The sequence below is a fragment of the Rhizobium sp. P2_G9 genome, from assembly GCF_056403475.1.
On sequence record NZ_JBFUFK010000073.1, the window covers coordinates 1 to 17,624 of the forward strand.

The 17,624-nt window shown below is 58.2% G+C and carries 18 protein-coding genes and 4 tRNA genes; 13 read left to right on the forward strand and 9 right to left on the reverse strand.

Going from position 1 to position 17,624, the window contains the following annotated elements; translation table 11 throughout:
* Positions 1-204: 204 nt before the first annotated feature.
* Positions 205-681, reverse strand: a complete 477-nt coding sequence (locus AC1DYF_RS37075; RefSeq protein WP_477883525.1) for an Lrp/AsnC family transcriptional regulator — start codon at positions 679-681, stop codon at positions 205-207.
* A gap of 123 nt (positions 682-804) precedes the next feature.
* Between AC1DYF_RS37075 and hppD the strand changes: the two genes are divergently transcribed.
* From hppD to maiA, 4 genes are read left to right on the forward strand one after another with little or no spacing between them, the layout of a single operon-like run.
* The gene (gene hppD, locus AC1DYF_RS37080) at positions 805-1,917 is read left to right on the forward strand and encodes a 4-hydroxyphenylpyruvate dioxygenase (RefSeq protein WP_477883527.1); all 1,113 of its coding nucleotides are present in this window, start codon (positions 805-807) and stop codon (positions 1,915-1,917) included.
* 52 nt (positions 1,918-1,969) lie between these two features.
* Positions 1,970-3,331 (forward strand): homogentisate 1,2-dioxygenase, encoded by a 1,362-nt coding sequence (gene hmgA / locus AC1DYF_RS37085; RefSeq protein WP_477883529.1) that lies wholly within the window; start codon positions 1,970-1,972, stop codon positions 3,329-3,331.
* Positions 3,332-3,362: 31 nt separating this feature from the next.
* Positions 3,363-4,385 carry a fumarylacetoacetate hydrolase family protein gene (locus tag AC1DYF_RS37090; RefSeq protein ID WP_477883530.1) on the forward strand — a complete coding sequence of 341 codons (1,023 nt, stop codon included), beginning with the start codon at positions 3,363-3,365 and terminating at the stop codon, positions 4,383-4,385.
* A complete protein-coding gene (gene maiA, locus AC1DYF_RS37095; RefSeq protein ID WP_477883531.1) occupies positions 4,382-5,017 on the forward strand; it encodes a maleylacetoacetate isomerase in 636 nt (211 codons plus the stop codon). The genes AC1DYF_RS37090 and maiA overlap by 4 nt, the downstream gene beginning before the upstream one ends.
* Before the next feature lie 39 nt (positions 5,018-5,056).
* Here the strand turns inward: maiA and AC1DYF_RS37100 are convergent, their stop codons facing one another.
* The 4 genes from AC1DYF_RS37100 to AC1DYF_RS37115 form a co-directional block, all read right to left on the reverse strand.
* Positions 5,057-5,527 (reverse strand): hypothetical protein, encoded by a 471-nt coding sequence (locus tag AC1DYF_RS37100; protein ID WP_477883533.1) that lies wholly within the window; start codon positions 5,525-5,527, stop codon positions 5,057-5,059.
* A gap of 355 nt (positions 5,528-5,882) precedes the next feature.
* Positions 5,883-5,959 (reverse strand) — tRNA-Pro (locus AC1DYF_RS37105).
* A gap of 73 nt (positions 5,960-6,032) precedes the next feature.
* Entirely contained in the window at positions 6,033-6,521 is a 489-nt protein-coding gene (locus AC1DYF_RS37110) for a DUF192 domain-containing protein (protein ID WP_477883535.1), read from the reverse strand.
* A complete protein-coding gene (locus tag AC1DYF_RS37115; protein ID WP_477883537.1) occupies positions 6,521-7,099 on the reverse strand; it encodes a cold-shock protein in 579 nt (192 codons plus the stop codon). Before AC1DYF_RS37115 ends, AC1DYF_RS37110 begins: the two co-directional genes overlap by 1 nt.
* 235 nt (positions 7,100-7,334) lie before the next feature.
* On the opposite strand from AC1DYF_RS37115, the gene AC1DYF_RS37120 reads away from it, so the two are divergent.
* The 7 genes from AC1DYF_RS37120 (at position 7,335) to AC1DYF_RS37150 (ending at position 11,762) form a co-directional block, all read left to right on the forward strand.
* Positions 7,335-7,775, forward strand: coding sequence for a VOC family protein (locus AC1DYF_RS37120; protein WP_477883539.1), 441 nt, complete (start codon positions 7,335-7,337; stop codon positions 7,773-7,775).
* Positions 7,776-8,095: 320 nt separating this feature from the next.
* Entirely contained in the window at positions 8,096-9,451 is a 1,356-nt protein-coding gene (locus AC1DYF_RS37125) for a YcbK family protein (protein WP_477883541.1), read from the forward strand.
* A 130-nt stretch (positions 9,452-9,581) separates the two neighbouring features.
* Positions 9,582-9,656: transfer RNA gene (locus AC1DYF_RS37130), tRNA-Glu, on the forward strand.
* Positions 9,657-9,874: 218 nt separating this feature from the next.
* Positions 9,875-10,558: a TerD family protein gene (locus AC1DYF_RS37135; protein WP_477883542.1), complete on the forward strand. Its 684-nt coding sequence runs from the start codon at positions 9,875-9,877 to the stop codon at positions 10,556-10,558.
* Positions 10,559-10,598: 40 nt separating this feature from the next.
* Positions 10,599-11,375, forward strand: coding sequence for a VWA domain-containing protein (locus AC1DYF_RS37140; protein WP_477883543.1), 777 nt, complete (start codon positions 10,599-10,601; stop codon positions 11,373-11,375).
* Positions 11,376-11,565: 190 nt separating this feature from the next.
* Positions 11,566-11,640: transfer RNA gene (locus tag AC1DYF_RS37145), tRNA-Glu, on the forward strand.
* A 47-nt stretch (positions 11,641-11,687) separates the two neighbouring features.
* Positions 11,688-11,762: transfer RNA gene (locus AC1DYF_RS37150), tRNA-Glu, on the forward strand.
* 1,105 nt (positions 11,763-12,867) lie between these two features.
* Here AC1DYF_RS37150 and AC1DYF_RS37155 read toward each other — a convergent pair.
* Positions 12,868-14,148, reverse strand: coding sequence for a calcium-binding protein (locus AC1DYF_RS37155; protein WP_477883545.1), 1,281 nt, complete (start codon positions 14,146-14,148; stop codon positions 12,868-12,870).
* A gap of 207 nt (positions 14,149-14,355) precedes the next feature.
* On the opposite strand from AC1DYF_RS37155, the gene AC1DYF_RS37160 reads away from it, so the two are divergent.
* Both AC1DYF_RS37160 and AC1DYF_RS37165 read left to right on the forward strand, forming a co-directional pair.
* On the forward strand, positions 14,356-14,745 hold the full coding sequence (locus AC1DYF_RS37160; protein ID WP_477883547.1) for a hypothetical protein: 390 nt from the start codon (positions 14,356-14,358) through the stop codon (positions 14,743-14,745).
* Positions 14,746-14,854: 109 nt separating this feature from the next.
* Entirely contained in the window at positions 14,855-15,310 is a 456-nt protein-coding gene (locus AC1DYF_RS37165) for a hypothetical protein (RefSeq protein ID WP_477883549.1), read from the forward strand.
* Positions 15,311-15,436: 126 nt separating this feature from the next.
* On the opposite strand, the gene AC1DYF_RS37170 is transcribed toward AC1DYF_RS37165, so the two are convergent.
* The 3 genes from AC1DYF_RS37170 to AC1DYF_RS37180 all read right to left on the reverse strand — a co-directional run bounded on the left by AC1DYF_RS37170 (position 15,437) and on the right by AC1DYF_RS37180 (position 17,613).
* On the reverse strand, positions 15,437-16,000 hold the full coding sequence (locus tag AC1DYF_RS37170; RefSeq protein ID WP_477883551.1) for an immunity 53 family protein: 564 nt from the start codon (positions 15,998-16,000) through the stop codon (positions 15,437-15,439).
* Positions 15,966-16,232 (reverse strand): hypothetical protein, encoded by a 267-nt coding sequence (locus tag AC1DYF_RS37175; RefSeq protein WP_477883552.1) that lies wholly within the window; start codon positions 16,230-16,232, stop codon positions 15,966-15,968. Before AC1DYF_RS37175 ends, AC1DYF_RS37170 begins: the two co-directional genes overlap by 35 nt.
* Positions 16,233-16,419: 187 nt before the next feature.
* Entirely contained in the window at positions 16,420-17,613 is a 1,194-nt protein-coding gene (locus AC1DYF_RS37180) for a calcium-binding protein (protein WP_477883553.1), read from the reverse strand.
* Positions 17,614-17,624: the final 11 nt, after the last annotated feature.

Below are 17,624 nucleotides of genomic sequence, written 5' to 3' on the forward strand. Positions count from 1 at the left end.
TAGCGCCCGCGCGATCGGGGTTCTCTGCGATCATATCCATGAGGCCCTCCAAAGTTGGGATTGCAAACACGACTTTGATACAAGCCGTGGCGCTATCCACCCTCATGGAATCTTGTGGGGGAGATGGCCGGCAGGCCAGAGAGGGTCTTACTATTGCGCGATTACCTTCGGTCGACCTCGCCTGCTCGCACCAACCGCAGCACCCTACCCAATCGCCCCCAGCGGCAGCCCCTCGAATGACTTCAGCGTATCCAGCACGATCGACGTCTTCACATGCTGCACCGAGTCATGCGGCAGAAGGATATCGTTGACAAACCGGGACAAATCCTCAAGCCCGCGAATGGCGACTTTCAGGTGGTAGTCCATATCGCCCGTCAGCGCGTAGGCTTCCAGGACTTCCGGCAATCCGTTGACCAGCTGCGCGAACCGGCGCGCATTGTCCCTGTTGTGGGTGGCGAGCGTCACCGAGATCACGACCAGCATCTCGATGCCGAGCTTTCGTCGATCCAGCACGGCCTGGTAGCCGCGGATGTAGCCATCCGCCTCAAGCCGGGTCCGCCGCCGCGAGCATTGCGATGGCGAAAGGGCGATCAGGTCGCCCAACTCGTTGTTCGTCAGCCTGCCGTCGCGCTGCAATTTATCCAGGAGGCGAAGATCGAAACTATCTAGTTGCTCAGACAACGCATGAAATCCTAAAATGTCGCACGGTTTGTGCAAACAATGCGCGGATGTGACGATAAATGCAAGCACATTGCATGTAAGCTGGCGCATATTGTGCATGATCAAGTTTCAAAGGAGGAGACAATGGGTCCTTTCCCGCACGACGCACCCCCGGCAGAAATCACCGCCGACAATCCGGCCGGCACGGACGGCTTCGAATTCGTCGAGTTCTCCCACGAGGAACCCGAAAAGCTGCGTGAGCTGTTCACGCGCATGGGCTACAGCGCCGTGGCCAGGCACAGAACCAAGGATATCACCGTCTGGCGCCAGGGCGACATCAACTATGTCCTGAATGCCGAGTCGGGCAGCCACGCCCGGCGCTTTGTCGAAAAGCACGGCCCCTGCGCACCGTCCATGGCATGGCGCGTGGTCGATGCCGAATACGCCTTCAACCACGCAGTCGCCAATGGCGCCACGCCCTATGAAGGGCAGGACAAGACGCTCGGTGTGCCGGCCATCGTCGGCATCGGCGGCTCGCTGCTCTATTTCATCGAGACCTACGGCGCCAAGGGTTCGGCCTACGACCGCGAGTTCGAATGGCTCGGCGAGCGCGATCCCCGTCCGGCAGGCGTCGGCTTCTATTATCTCGATCACCTGACCCACAATGTCTATCGCGGCAATATGGACAAGTGGTGGGATTTTTACCGCAACCTGTTCAACTTCAAGCAGATCCACTTCTTCGACATCGACGGCCGCATTACCGGTCTGACGAGCCGCGCCATCACCTCGCCCTGCGGCAAGATCCGCATTCCGTTGAACGAATCCAAGGACGACACCAGCCAGATCGAGGAATTCCTGAGGAAATACAAGGGCGAAGGCATCCAGCATATCGCCGTCGGCACGGATGACATCTATCCCGCAACCGACCGGCTGGCCGACAATGGCCTGAAATTCATGCCCGGCCCACCGGAAACCTATTACGACATGTCGTTCAGCCGCGTGAATGRCCATGACGAACCCATTGACCGGATGAAGAAGCATGGCATCCTGATCGATGGCGAAGGCGTCGTGAATGGCGGAATGACGAAGATTCTGCTGCAGATCTTCTCGAAGACGGTGATCGGCCCGATCTTCTTCGAGTTCATCCAGCGCAAGGGCGACGAAGGATTTGGCGAAGGCAATTTCCGCGCTTTGTTCGAGTCGATCGAAGCCGACCAGATCAAGCGCGGCGTCATCAAGGTCGCCGCCGCCGAATGAGATTGACCGGCCCCGCGTCACCGCGGGGCTCCACTTCGGGGAGGAAAGACCGATGGACCAGATAGTGCCGAACACGGGCGCGTCCGCAGGCGTAGCCGCCGCCGATCTCAAATATATGCCCGGTTTCGGCAATGATTTCGAGACAGAAGCTCTCCCCGGTGCTCTGCCGCAAGGGCAGAACAGCCCGCAGAAATGCAATTACGGCCTCTACGCCGAGCAACTGTCCGGCTCGCCCTTCACCGCGCCGCGCGGCACCAACGAACGCTCCTGGCTCTACAGGATCCGCCCCAGCGTCCGCCACACGCGGCGCTTTTCAAATACGGCCTATCCCTTCTGGAAATCCGCGCCTTGCGTCGAGGAGCACTCGCTGCCGCTCGGCCAGCTGCGCTGGAACCCGCTTCCCGCCCCTGAGCCCAATACCGATTTCCTCAGCGGCATCCGCACGATGACAGCGGCCGGCGACGTGATGACCCAGGCCGGCATGGCGGCGCATGCCTATGCCTTCAATGCCGACATGGTGGATGACTATTTTTTCAACGCCGATGGCGAACTGCTCGTCGTGCCGCAACTGGGCACGATCCTGGTGTTCACCGAAATGGGAGCGATGGCGGTCGAACCGAATGAAATCTGCCTGATCCCGCGCGGCATGATGTTCAAGGTCACGCGCGGCGGCGACGAGCAGATCTGCCGCGGCTATATCTGCGAGAATTACGGCGCAAAATTCACGCTGCCGGATCGCGGTCCGATCGGGGCAAACTGCCTCGCCAATCCGCGCGATTTCAAGACCCCGACCGCCGCCTTCGAAGACAAGGAGACGCCCTCCCGGGTACATGTCAAATGGTGCGGCCGGTTCTACCTGACGGAGATCGGCCATTCGCCGCTCGATGTCGTCGCCTGGCATGGCAATTACACGCCGTTCAAATATGACCTGCGCACCTTTTCGCCCGTCGGCGCCATCCTCTTCGATCACCCCGATCCGTCGATCTTCACCGTGCTGACCGCGCCGAGCGGCGAAGCTGGCACCGCCAATGTCGATTTCGTCATCTTCCCGCCGCGTTGGCTGGTGGCCGAACACACGTTCAGGCCGCCCTGGTATCATCGCAACATCATGAGCGAGTTCATGGGCCTCATCCACGGCCGCTACGATGCCAAGGAGGAAGGTTTTGTGCCCGGCGGCATGAGCCTGCACAATATGATGCTGCCGCACGGGCCGGACGCGCTGGGTTTCGAAAAAGCGTCGAACACGGAACTGAAGCCGGTAAAGCTCGACCAGACCATGGCCTTCATGTTCGAGACCCGCTTTCCCCAGCAGGTGACCCGGTTTGCGGCCGAGACCGAGACGCTGCAGGATAATTATCTCGAATGCTGGGACGATCTCGACCGCAAGTTCGACGGCACGCCCGGCATCAAATAAAGATTCTGCACACACGCATCCGGATCGCATCATGAAGCTCGCGACATTGAAAGACTCTACCCGGGACGGCCAGCTCGTCGTCGTCTCCCGGGATCTCACCCGCTATACCGAGGTCGGGCATGTCGCCCGCACCATGCAGGCGGCGTTGGACGACTGGGCGTATACAGCACCGCGACTCGCCCGCATCGCCGAAGGCGTCGAAACCGGCGCCCAGCCGACCAAACGCTTTCACGAGCACGAGGCCGCCTCGCCGCTTCCCCGCGCCTATCAATGGGCCGACGGTTCGGCTTACGTGAACCATGTCGAACTGGTCCGCAAAGCCCGCAATGCCGAAATGCCGGCAAGCTTCTGGACCGATCCGCTGATGTATCAGGGCGGCTCCGATGGCTTTCTGGCGCCGCGCGACCCGATCCTGATGGCGGACGAGGCGTTCGGCATCGACATGGAAGGCGAAGTCGCCGTCATCGTCGACGACGTGCCGATGGGAGCAAGCGCAGAGACCGCCCGGGAGGCAATCCGCCTGCTGATGCTGGTCAACGACGTCTCGCTCCGCAACCTGATTCCGGCCGAACTCGCCAAGGGGTTCGGCTTCTTCCAATCCAAACCCGCTTCTGCCTTCTCCCCCGTTGCCGTCACGCCGGACGAATTGGGAGATGCCTGGGACGGCGGCAGACTGCATCTTCCGCTGCTGGTCACGCTGAACGGCAAGCCGTTCGGCAAGCCGAATGCCGGCATCGGCATGACCTTCGATTTCGGCCAACTGGTCGCGCACGCGGCAAAGACCCGCAACCTTGCCGCAGGCTCGATCATCGGCTCCGGCACGGTGTCGAACAAGATGGCAGGCGGCCCCGGCAAGCCGATCGACCAGGGCGGCAGCGGCTATTCCTGTATCGCCGAGATCAGGATGGTGGAAATCATCGAGAGCGGCAGCGCCAAAACCCCGTTCATGACATTCGGCGATCAGGTGCGCATCGAGATGAACGGCAAAGACGGCCGCTCGATTTTCGGAGCGATCGARCAGAGCGTGCAAAAATATCAGGGTCCGGGAAGATGAGCGAAGCGATCCTCTACGACTACTGGCGCTCTTCCGCCTGCTACCGCCTCCGGATCGCCCTCAATCTGCTGGGAATTCCCTACGCGACCCAAAACATCGACCTGCTCGCCGGCGACCACCGGCAGCCGGCCTATCTCGCCGTCAATCCGCAAGGCCTTGTCCCCACTCTTGCCCTCGACGGCATGAACATGACGCAATCGCTGGCGATCGTGGAATATCTCGACGAGATCCATCTCGGCACCGGCCTGCTGCCGCGCGATCCCGTCGGCCGGCACCGCGTCCGCTCGCTCGCCTATGCGGTGGCCATGGACATCCACCCCATCTGCAACCCGCTTGTCGCCGGGCATGTGGTGCAGATCACGGGAAACGAGGGGGCGCGGGAGGAGTGGATGCGGCATTTCATATCCAGGGGGCTGACGAACCTCGAAGCGATGCTGGCAGGGAGTGAGGGGCCGTTCTGCTACGGGCAGGTGCCGACCATGGCCGATCTGTGCCTGGTGCCGCAGGTTTACAATGCGCGGCGTTGGGGGGTGGAACTCGGCGGATTGGAAAGGATTGTCGCGATTGACGCCACATGCGGCGAATTAGCGGCGTTTCGCGATGCGCATCCGGATATTGTGAAAAATCGATAACGGGGACGACATTTGCCTACGCTCGGCAGGTGAGTCGACTCACTCGTATGGAAGTCCGCCATGCAACATGCACTCGTGAAGGGCTGGTGCGGTCAGGGGTTTGGCAACTTTCAAACACGCACGTAGGACACCAAAACACCATTTCCAATAGGTTTGCGTCGAGCAAAACTGAGAAGCTGTTTTAGCTATTTCACCTCTCTCGCTATCCAATTTTACTTGGTTCGGATCGAACGCCACACTGACACCAATCGCCTTTGCAATAATTGCCGAGGCCGAATGAGGTGAGAAGCGTCTCTCCGTGTAGGCTCCAGACGCGAATTGAAATCGCAGAAACAGCGTTTTGCCATCGAGCATTTGACGCAAGGTACCAGCGGTAGGGGACGTCCCTTCACCGTGCCAAAGTCGGCCGCGAACATACATTCCTGTTGACGTCGGGCTTTCTAAGTAAGGAGAGCTAAAAATCTCCACATCGAATGGCTTACCTTGGTCGATCTGAATTTTGGCGACCATACCCGTCGTCGAAGGCGATTGGGACTACTTACCGGTAGTGAAAGTCGCCACCTTACGACGTTGTCTTTGTTGCGGAAAATGTCGATCCGGCAGCCTTGATCGTCAGAAACACTAGCGGACACGACCGTCCCAGCTGTTTCCGGATCGTAGAAATTTGTTAGATGCCAATCGCCTGCTTGTGCAATCTCAATGTGGCCGGCGACCAAAGCCACCAGGAAAGCCAGAACTCTCAACTTGCCGGCAAAGCAGTTGCGCAACAGCCGTGACCAACCGTCCGGTTTGTTACATGATTTGTAACCGAGGATTGGTCGAAAACCCTTGGAAATCAACATCTTTTTGATTTCAAAAAAGCAAATGGTCGGAGTGGAGAGATTCGAACTCCCGACCCTCTGGTCCCAAACCAGATGCGCTACCAGGCTGCGCTACACTCCGATCCAACTGAGCGAGGACGAATTACACGCTTCACCCCCATGCTGCAACAGCTAAATTGAGCTATGCAGCAGAACTATTCACCGCTCCTGGTACGCGAGACCTGCATGCTTTTCACGCTATCGCCGATCTTGATCCCCAGCGTGTCGCTGACGCCGGCATTGATCTCCAGCACGAATCGCACCGGCCCCTGCGAGGCGATGATGTCTTCGCTGAGCGGCAGCGTGTTGCGCTTGATGTAGGTGATCTTGCCGCTGCGGTCGATGAACAGCATGTCGAGCGGCAGATAGGTGTTCTTCATCCACATATAGACGGGCTTGTCGATGCCGAAATCGAAGATCATGCCGCGATCCGGCTTCATGCTCTGCCGGTTCATCAGCCCCTGCTCGCGCTCAGCCTCGTCGGTCGCCACCTCGACGATGAAATCCAGTGCACGGCCGTCCTGCCGCACGATCTCAAGACCCTCGGTGCGAAACTCTGCGGCGCTTGCGGCAAACACCGGCCCCAGAAAGCAGAAAAGCGCCAGAATGGCGCCCTTCAAAAACGTCTTTGAACTCAGAATCATCAATGCGGCCGGCTGCTGTTGTTGACGATATCGGGATGGATTTCCGCCGCCATCAGGCCTTTGTCGCCATCGCCGAAGCGCACGAGCACGCTCTGGCCGGGACGCAGTTCGGTGATGCCGTAGCGGCGCAGCGTCTCCATATGCACGAAGATATCCTCGGTGCCCTCGCCGCGCGTCAGGAAGCCAAAGCCCTTGGTGCGGTTGAACCATTTTACAATCGCCCGTTCGAGTCCGCTCGATGGCGTCACCTGGACATGCGTCCTCACCGGCGGCATTTCGGACGGATGGATAGCCGTCGATGTATCCATCGAAAGGATGCGGAAGGCCTGATAGCCCCGATCCCGCTTTTGGATGAGGGCGACGACGCGCGTACCCTCGAGAATGGTCTGGAAACCGTCGCGTCTCAGGCATGTCACATGGAGCAGCACATCGGCCGTGCCATTGTCCGGAATGATGAAGCCAAAGCCCTTGGCGACGTCAAACCACTTGATTATCCCTGTTATTTCGACCAGATCGACCGGCTCTGCGGGCATCTCCTCGAAAAGAGAGATGTTTTTGGAAGAAATCCTGTCCGCCATACTGCCCTTGCCCCTTTACGCGCACATACCTGGTTAACTGATTCTTCATTTACGAGATTAACATCCCGAAATGAAACATATGCAAGTCCTAGCTGTTATAATCCCCACGGGTTTTCATCCCACAAATGGCTTGCTTCAGGCTGTCTTTTTGGTCAGGAATGGCGCGTCATAAGCCGTCGGCAGTACCGCTGTTGAGCCACCCCCGGCGGCCTCCAAAACCAGGCGAGGAAATCCAATGCGCTACCTACACACCATGGTGCGCGTCAAAAACATCGACGACGCGCTCGATTTCTACTGCAACAAGTTCGGACTCGTCGAAGTCCGCCGCACCGACAATGAAGCCGGCCGCTATACGCTTGTCTTTCTGGCCGCTCCCGAGGACAGGGATGCCGGCACCAGCCACGGCGCACCGCTGCTCGAACTCACCTATAATTGGGACACCGAGGATTATCAGGGCGGGCGCAATTTCGGCCACCTCGCCTATGAGGTCGACGATATCTATGCGCTTTGCAAGAGCCTGCAGGACAAGGGCGTCACCATCAACCGCCCGCCGCGCGACGGCCGCATGGCTTTCGTCCGCTCGCCCGATGGCATCTCGATCGAGATCCTGCAGAAGGGCGCCGCACAGCCCCAGGCCGAGCCGTGGAGTTCGATGCCGAACACGGGCGCCTGGTAGTCGGTAGATCAGGACTTACCAAACAGAGACCAAATTGCGGCGATCTTGCTTTCGCCGCAATTCGCTTTCACACAAGTTACGGGGACTAATCTTGCGTGAATAGCGAATCGAAATTGCCGCTCTCGGCGGCGATCACGATAATTTTACAACAGTTTACTTTCCGCGATTTTGTGTTTACGAATCGCGCGCCGACAAAGCCGACAAACAAAAACCTCTGCGGGGACGGATTTTTGCGAGTAGACCGGGTTTCTTCCTCCCTTCCGGGGTGGTCTGTGCGCGTTGCGCTTCTGGCGGGTAGCCTCGGGACTCTGAGCGGCTGCATGTCGTCTCCGGGCGACCAGCTTGCTTCCATCGAGACCTTGCCTCCCGTCTATCACCAGCCTTCGACCGCTCAGAAGACGGACCGCCTTGCCGCGCAGCAGCCCGCGGCCGACGACCAGCAGTCGGCGATCGCCAAGCAGGCCGAGGAAGACGCGAAACTGCTCAACGACCAGGCTTCGCTCAAGGCCAATACACTCAATGCCCAGGCCGCGACGCTGGAAGCCGCAGCGCGTAAGCGTCAGCTTGCCACCGAACTCGCCCGCACCAATTCACTCCTCGCCCGCCAGCATGTCGCGGCGACGAAGACCAGCATTTTCGCCAGCGCCAATACCGCCACCGTCGAAACGGTCGCCGTGCCGCAGCAGGTGGCGCTCAATCAGACGGATCACGGCGTCGAGCCGGGCCAGACGCTGAATGCGGCGCAGAACAGCATCTATTCCGGCGAGACGGATCAGCCGTCGCGCGACACCGCCGCGATTCCCTTGCCGGATGCCCAGCAGGTCAGCCAGGTGCAGGACCTCGCTCTGGCCGGCAAGACTGTCCCCTCCGACGACGAAGTCGCCTCCGCCGACAATGCGGCCAGCGACGTCTCGGCCGCGATGGAGGATATGACGCCGTCGACGCAGCCCAAGACCCGCAGCCTCGAAGCCATGCCGTCCTATGACAAGGCGGTCGCCGACGTGCAGTCAGAGAAGCCGGCTGCCGAGCCCAGGAAGAAACGCCTGACACTGGCCGATTTCTTCCGTCGGACGCAGCCGCGGGAAATTGCCGCCGCCAGCTTCGATGGCGACCGATTCGGCAACAAGCGCCGGATCAACACCCAGTCCATTCCGAACATGCAGACGGCGTCGCTCAACGATCAGGCACTGCCGGGCGTCACGACCACCGCGATGATGCCGACCAACAATGTCACGCAGGACGAGATGGAAGATTCTGGTGACGACCAGCCGGCCGGCCTGATGAAGCTCGCCTCGCTGCCGGGCATGACGCGTATGGCCCCGAACGGTCTCTGGGTGCAGAACCCGACGGTCGATGTCAGCTGTTTCGGCCCGCAATTGAAGGACATGCTGCAAAAGGTCGAACTCCACTACGGCCGCCATGTCGTCGTCACCTCCGGCTATCGCGATCCCGGCCATAACCGCCGGGTCGGCGGCGCGCAGCATTCGATGCACACGCTTTGCGCCGCGGCCGATATCCAGGTCGAAGGCGTGTCGAAATGGGAGCTCGCCGACTATCTGCGCTCGATCCCGGGCCGTGGCGGCGTTGGCACCTATTGCTATACGGAATCGGTGCATATCGACCTCGGTGACGAGCGTGACTGGAACTGGCGCTGCCGCCGCCGCCGTCACGGCTGAATGCGCTAATCTGATGATTTCAATCGCTTTTCCGGCATTTTCCCCGGCTCGCATTTTTCCAATTTGCCACGTCTTTTTAGGCTTGCGGAGCCCGATTAAGCTGTCTATATAGCCCCCACACGAAGCGCAGGCGCCCTTCGTCTATCGGTTAGGACACCAGATTTTCATTCTGGGAAGAGGGGTTCGACTCCCCTAGGGCGTGCCACTCTCCCGCGGAAGAACCGTAGGCCTTCGTTACGCACAGCTGCGAATTCTCCCTTGCCTCAGCTACGTCCGCGTCTCAGAACTCTTCGTCATCCATTTCTCGCCGCTGCCAGATTCGCTTTATGGTCAGGGTTGCCTCGGCAGGACTGCCTGACTACATTGCGTGCAACTTGGCAGAATGGGCACACCGCACATGCTCATGCACAGGAGAGATACCGCGTGGCAACTTTCAATCTCACCAAGGGTCAATCGTTCCAGATCAAGAAGGAAATCCAGCTCGTTCATTCCGGCCTCGTCTGGGATCCGCCTGATGGCTCCGGGCCGGCTTTCGATCTCGATGTCCATTGTTTCGCGCTGATTCATCCTGGTGGCGATCGCAACCGCGCCCGCCTCTATAATTTCGGCTCGCATGCGCTGTGCTATGCCTTCGTCCGCGGTCCCAGCAATCTGGATGGCGCATTGGACAAGAAGCCCGACGGTTCGTTTGAAACCGATGACGGCTCGATGTGGCATCAGCGCGATGATCGCACCGGACGCGGCGGTGGCGCGCATGACGACGACGATCATGGCGGCGGGCATGGTGGCGAAGGCTTTCGCGAAGAGTTCAAGATCGTGCTGGCGAAACTGCCGAAGGACATTGTCGAACTCGCGGTCTGGGCGACCATCCACGAGGCTGACCGCAGAAACCAGGATTTCGGCAAGGTCCGGAATGCCTATATCGAAGTCTGCGACATGGCGGATGTCGAACTCTGCCGCTATCAGCTGACCTCGGAATTTGCCGGAAAGACCACCGTGCACGTTGCTTCTTTCCTCAAGCGGCCGGACGGCGCCTGGGAGTTCCAGGCGGTCGGTACCGCCTCGAGCACCGGCCTCGGCGAGGTGATCGAAGCCTATCTCAGCTAAAGCCGTATTCTTGCAAACTCAGATCGGAAGGATGATCCGCATGCCGACCTTCAAGCTGCAAAAACCGGAAGAGGAAATTCGCCGTGTGGGATTCGTGCTGCAAAAGCAGGGCATCCATGAACGTATCCCGGCGCAGGTCGGCCTGAACATCGATGTCTCCGGCTCGATGCGCGAGCTGTTCGCGGACGGGGTGATGCAGTCCGCCCTGGAGCGTGTCCTGCCCGTTGCGCTTTATTTCGATGATGATGGACGTATCGATACCTGGGTGTTTTCCGACGGCAACAAGATGGCGTCGATCACCCAGGCGACCGCTGAGAATTACAACGACTATATCAGGCGCGAGATCATCGACAATTTCGGCCTCGACGGCATCCTCTGGGGCGGTACGGATTACGGCCCGGTGATCCGCTCCAACCTGCTCACCTACGGCTTGCTCGAGGAGCATCAGCCGGAAGGATTGCTCGGCATGATTTTCGGGCGCAAGCGCGATGTCCTCGGCGAAGAAACGCGCTCCGGCGTGCCGGCCATCAACTACTTCCTCACGGATGGTGAAAACTCGGACATCGAGCAGGCCTGGCACGTCCTGCAGCAGGCAGAGCATGCCGAATCGCAGATCTACTACATCATGGTGGGCATCGGCTCGAGCAGCTTCAGCTTCCTCAGACGCGCGGCCGAAGAATTCCCCAATGTCGGCTTCGTCAGCGTCGACGATCTCGGTAACTTCGTCGGCAGCGACGATGCCTACGAAAAACTTCTGCCCGCAGAGCTATGCTCGTGGCTGAAACATGAGCACGAAGGCGAAGACGATCACCATTGAAATTGTCGTTGCGGCGGAGGCCTCGCACCCTGCCTCCCCGTGATCGCACCGGGATCTTTCTAAAGCGTTCAGAACCGTTTGCGCCGATTTCCTCATCCGGATTTGCCACTGAAAAAAAATGTCATAAAAACTGCACGAGCCGCTTGCGGGAATCCGAACCCCTGACTATAAGGGCGCCACCGCGAAGGAAGCGCCCTTCGTCTATCGGTTAGGACACCAGATTTTCATTCTGGGAAGAGGGGTTCGACTCCCCTAGGGCGTGCCATTTCCCACTTGCGGGAACAGTCGGCGGGATCTATACCTGCTCTCAGTGCGCCCATCGTCTAGCGGTCAGGACGTCGCCCTCTCACGGCGGTAACACGGGTTCGAGTCCCGTTGGGCGTACCAATTATATTAGATACTTAGCCTGCCCTCCCCAAAAAGGATCGAATACGCGGCTGCGGATGGCGACGAACGCCTGCTCACCGCAACTTCCGAACATCGATGTCGTCGAGCGGATGGTCTGGACAGGCTCCGGCTGCTCATCGTGACACTGGCTTTGCACAACGTGTCGATCGCCAGACGGTCGCCGTTGCCGTCCGAACATCCCCATCGGCTTTTCCATCGCAGTGCGAATGAAGGCTCCGATCGGTCCGGGGCGTAGGCGCACCCGGCTTTTCACCCACCTCCGGTCCCATGCTAGAAAACGCAATCGTTTCAATGGTATGGACATTTCATCCATCTCCGGTCGTCCACTTGACACGCGCTGTCACTACAGCCTGTATCGAATGGGGTTTTCAATGACAGGAGCGGATGACCACCGATGCGCAAGCTGTTCGCCTATGTCGGCATACTGGTCGTTATCGCCTTTGCTCTTTAGCTAGTTCCTGCATCGAAGGAGAGCGACTTCTACGTCAAGGCCCTACCGCCTCAATTGGAGACGGAGGGGTTTGTCACCTCAGGCAGCAACTATGGACTGTTCAGTGCATTGACCATGATTGTAGTGACCAAATAGTACGCCTCACAAGGGGGCGTATTCATGAAAGCTATTGTGTTCTTTACTGCATTGATTTTCTTGCCTATTGCCGCGCATGCTGACGGCCCAAGTCATGCTGCAGCAAACCGTCGTTGAACATGCCCCCACGTGGTCGTCCGAAGACCAGGGCCTGTTACAACCCGTCACAAATCAGCACGATCTAATACACGATATAAGTTAATCTGGTCGGGCAAATCAGTTAATTACAATCCTCGACAGGCGGAACAGACAATCGCAATCAGCTTCGGTGCTCTTAATCAGAGCGGCGGCCCGAAGTTGAACCTCCTTCCAAAGCGAACCTGAACATCGGTCAAGCACGACAATTGGCGGCACTTGTCGGCACTTATTCAAGAATGAGACAAAGGCCGGTGCGCAGGGGACGTGCACCGGCCTTTTCTTGTTTCAAGCGAAACGTCGTGGACTCAGAAGACGCTCACTGAGCAAAGGTGTGCCGCTCGAAGACCCGGACAAGCGGCTTCACGGTGCAAAAATGAAGTCGGTCTCCTGAGCATCTGCCTTGTTTGTTTGGGCAAGGATCAGTTCATCGTTGCCGATCATGATCACCAGATTGCCATGATCCATTGCCCAGTGCTGCTTGACGTCGTCGAAACTCGTGATGCCGATCCATCCGGTCAAGTCGATCTTGTCGTGGTGTTCGCCGTGCTTGTCGAAGTCGGTGATCGTGTCGTGATCAAAGCCGGTCTTGAAGACGAAGGTGTCGTAGTGGAAGCCGCCGGTGAGCATGTCGTTTCCCTTGCCGCCGCTCAGCGTATCCGAGCGAAACTTGCCGGACAGGTTGTTGTCGCCGCGGCTGCCAATCAAGATGTCGTTCCCGTCAGTGCCGGTGCCGTCGATATTCGCCTTGCCGGTCAGGATCAATCGCTCTACATTGTCAGACAACGTGTAGCTTGCGCTCGACTTGACGGTGTCGAAGCCCTCGTCGCTGTTCTCTTTTAGCTGCACAGCTCCGTTGTCGGTGATCAGCGTGTCGTCGCCGAGGCCGCCGGAGATTGCTTTGTTGACGCTGCCACCAATCGCGTCGAACACGTCATTGCCGCCGCCCAAGAATACAGAGCCTCTAATCACGCCTCTGTTAACGACGGTGTTCTCGTTGTCTCCGCAATAGATCGCATAGGATTTGCTATCAATAAGGCCGTGATTGATAAGGCTGACATTGTCGCTGTAGACCACTTCAATGCCAACAGACGAAGCGAATATTCTGCTGTCGCCGCCAAGTTCGACCGTCGTGTTAGAGGCCGAATTCACCACGATGCCATTAAAACCCTTGAGAACACCGTTGTTGTTGATATCCCCGCCCTCTGCTGCCGCAACCAGGATGTCGGTACCGTATTGGCTCTGGATGGTGCCGGTATTTGAGATCGATGCGTTGGCGCCCCAGGTCGTGACCGCATCTTTGAACTGCTCGGAATCCCTGGCCGAAATGGTGCCGTCGTTGTCGATAGTGGCGTTCGCTCCGCTGAAATACACGCCGCCATTGCCGAGAATGGAACCGGTGCTTGTAACGTCGAGAGTGGTGTTGGGACCGGCGGCGTTGATTATCCAGTTCGCCGGGAACTGATTGCCGACCTGGTCGAGCTTGCCCTGTATGATAAGCGTGTCGTTTTGACTGTCCTCAGTCACCACGATTGTAGGAACATCGCCCTGCGTTCTGTGCTCGACGCCTGTCGCGAGAACATAGATCTGATCGCTGTCTTCGATGACATAACGGGCGTGGCCGCGCGGAATTTTGATTGTCATTGGCTTCCTCAGCGCGGGCATCAAAGCGCCCGTCGACAACGCGTTTGTCTGCGTTATTTTAGAGCAAGACTATACAACCCTTGCTCGATGTCAATTTACTCATGGGGTGACAATCGCCTTGTGTAGGGCGAATGCCCGCGTCTTGACTTTCCCGCCAGTCGTGCAACTTTGCCGATGTTTCCAGGGGGCATTATGAGATTTCGACTGATGATCGTGGCTGCGGCTGCTGCATTCTCGACCGCAACACTGCCAGCGCTTGCCAAGCATTCCCACTTGACCCAACAGAGCCGCTTCAAATCGGTCAGCCAATGGGTCTGCGTAAATCCGCATGGAAAGACTGCGAAATATCTGATGATCGGGACAACGGACAAAGGCACGTTCAAGAGCGTATGGTCGGAGAAAGCTCTGCGCGCCGAACTATTTAAATGGTCGGATGATATAACTCCGGAGACCTGGGACGAATTTAAGGCAATTGTCGCCTCGGGACAGACGGCATTGCTGCCCGAGCGGGGCAGTGACATCTACACTCGGGTGTGCGCCACTGACCCCCGTGTTCCGCTTACCAGCCCTGAGACTGGAGCCGCGAGCCACAACTGACCTATTGCCATCGATCGCCCTCGCCAAAGGGTGACTGCTTGCGTCTTGACTCCGCGGAAGATTGTGGGATCCACCAGATTTGAAGCATTGCGGCTCGAAAAGGGATCAAATGGGCACCGACATAAGAATTTCCGCCGAGCGGCGCGTTGGCGATCGGTGGCAAATCGTTAAATCGGAATATGACGGCTGCGAGCAACGTTACTCACTATTTGGCTGGCTTGCCGATGTTTGCAATTACGCGGCAATACCTCCGCTTGAGCCCATCAAAGGTGTCCCTAGAGATGCTTGCGCCCAGACATTCGAATATCATTGGGATGAGGGTCAATTTGGCCAGACGTGGTACCTGGTCGATGATCTGCTCGCATTCGATTTTGATCAGCCAGTAGAGAACCGCCGTGTCGGCGGCTATCTGCCGAATGGCATTTTCGACGGCAGCATAACAGCAGAGCCTGGAGGCGGCGTGATGACAACGTATCGCGAGATTGTTGGCATCTATTTTCTCAAAGAGCTTGAGCGCCTCAAATCAATTTGTGCCGAACGCATCGTCATCTCGTTCGATAGATGATGACGTGCTGGAAACGAAATTGAAGAAACAGCACCCTAAATGTTCAAGAAAATCCGTCACGGTTGTGCATGACACACATACCCTGCGGGTGTTGCCATGATGGCATAGCTTGACGTTGCGCGCACGCTAGCGGCAATTTGTGGCCCAGTCTCGGAATGCTTCAAGAAGCGACCGAAGGTGAAGCGGCCCGCCAGCGCCGTGGAACACGTTGCCATCCGTCCAGCACGTCCACCAATCGGTTGGGTGGTCGTAATTATGCGTGATCCGTTCAAGCTCCCGACCATCACAGTCGGTCCCCGCGAGATCGATCTCTAGCGACCAGCCCGGGTTATCGACGGTGCTGATCGATGGGCCGAAACCGTGTTCCCAATCTCCGTCGCATTGGGCTTCATACCAGTGTGCAAACCAATCCAGAACGTCCATCGCGCCACGTTTATCTAAACGGCATCTGGATGCAAGGACGCAAGCACTTCCAACTCGGTCTCGAAGTAGGTTCCGACGAAATACGTCGCGACCTGCGCTCGCTTCGGACGCATCGTGTACGAAGGCATGTGCATGACACACATACCCTGCAGGTGTTGCCATGATGGCAATGCCCCGGGAGGTGGATTTTTCAGCAAAGATTGCGGATGCGGTCGGGCAGCGACAAGCGGCTTCACGGTGCAAAAATAAAGTCCGTGTCGTGAACATCTGCCTTGGTTGTATCGGCAAGGATCAGCTGGTCGTTGCCGATCGTGATCACCAGATTGCCATGATCCATCGCCCAGTGCTGCTTGACGCCGCCGAAACTTGTGATGCCGATCCATCCGGTCAAGTCGATCTTGTCGTGGTGTTCGCTGTGCTTGTCGAAGTCGGTGATCGTATCGTGATCGAAGCCGGTCTTGAAGACGAAGGTGTCGTCGTGGAAGCCGCCGGTGAGCATGTCGTTGGCCTTGCCGCGGTCAGCGTATCCGAGCGAAACTTGCCAAAGAAGCCTTCCGCGGGTGCGGCTTGATATAGCCCTTGCGGGACAGCGTGCGGACCCGGTTCGTGGTGATGGTGAGCCGCCGCGCGGCCTCGTCAGTGGAGATCAGATAATCCCGGAACGGCCGCTGGTGCTCCTGGCTTCGTCAGTAGACCAGAACGGAATCGGCGGTCACGTCAAGCTGCTTGCCGATATAGGCTATCTCCGACAATCCACCGGCATGACTGCCATTGGAATCGTAATAGAGCATGCCATCCGTGCTGTCATAGAGGACCCGGACTCGGGTATTGTCCGCATCGTGGTCGCTACCGGCCTGGAACTCGTGCGAATCGATATGGTGATAAGCGAACACGCCGAGAGTCAATTCACTGCCTGTCGGATCGACATCGAAAATGTCGCTCTTGAGAGCAAGACCGTCCTTGCCAGGCGTGAAATCGGTCACTTGATCGACATTATCTGCAGTTGGATCTGCACTGAACAGGAATATATCGCTGCCGCGGCCGCCGGTGAGCAAATCCTGGCCAACTCCCCCCTCGAGCAAGTCGCTGCCCCTGCCGCCCGACAGCTTGTCGTCGCCGTCATTGCCCCAGAGAAGGTTCCCCGACTTATTTCCGCTCAGTGCGTCGGACAAGGTCGAGCCCCAAGCATTCTCGATATGCAGGATTGTGCTTGTGCCCTTGCCGTCAGCAGTGGTCAGGCTGACGCTGCCATGGGAAAGCGATGCCTTGACGCCCCTTGTCGCTTCCACGAAATTGATCGTATCGATATCGGCGCCGCCATCGATCGTATCGCTGCCGGCCGACAGCTTGAATTGGTCGAAGCCCGCGCCACCCAGCAGCTTGTCGTCGCCAATCCCACCGTTGATAATGTCGTTGCCGTCGCCACCATTGATCGTGTCATTGCCTGCCAGCCCATCGAGCTGGTTTGCCAAACCATCGCCGGTTATCTGATCGTTGCGGTTGGATCCGAACACACCGCCCACATGCAAAAATGTCGTCGTGTTACCGGCAAGGCCGTCGGCATAGACGGTGACGCTGCCGAGGCTGAGATCGACGGTCACACTCCTCTTGATCTGCGAGAAATCGAGAAAATTGAACCCGGCGCCCCCATCGAAGCTATCGGCGCCGGAACCGACGACGACTGTGTCGTCGCCCCCGTCGCCCTGCATCGAGTCATCGCCGCTTCCTCCCGCCAGGATGTCTTTTCCAGAGCCGCCAAACAATTGATCTTTGCCACCGGAGCCGAACAGCTCGTCATTGCCGCCGAGGCCACTGAGGATGTCCGCACCAAGGCCACCCGTCAATTTGTTGCCATGTTCGTCGCCAGTTTTCTCAACCATAATTACCCTCA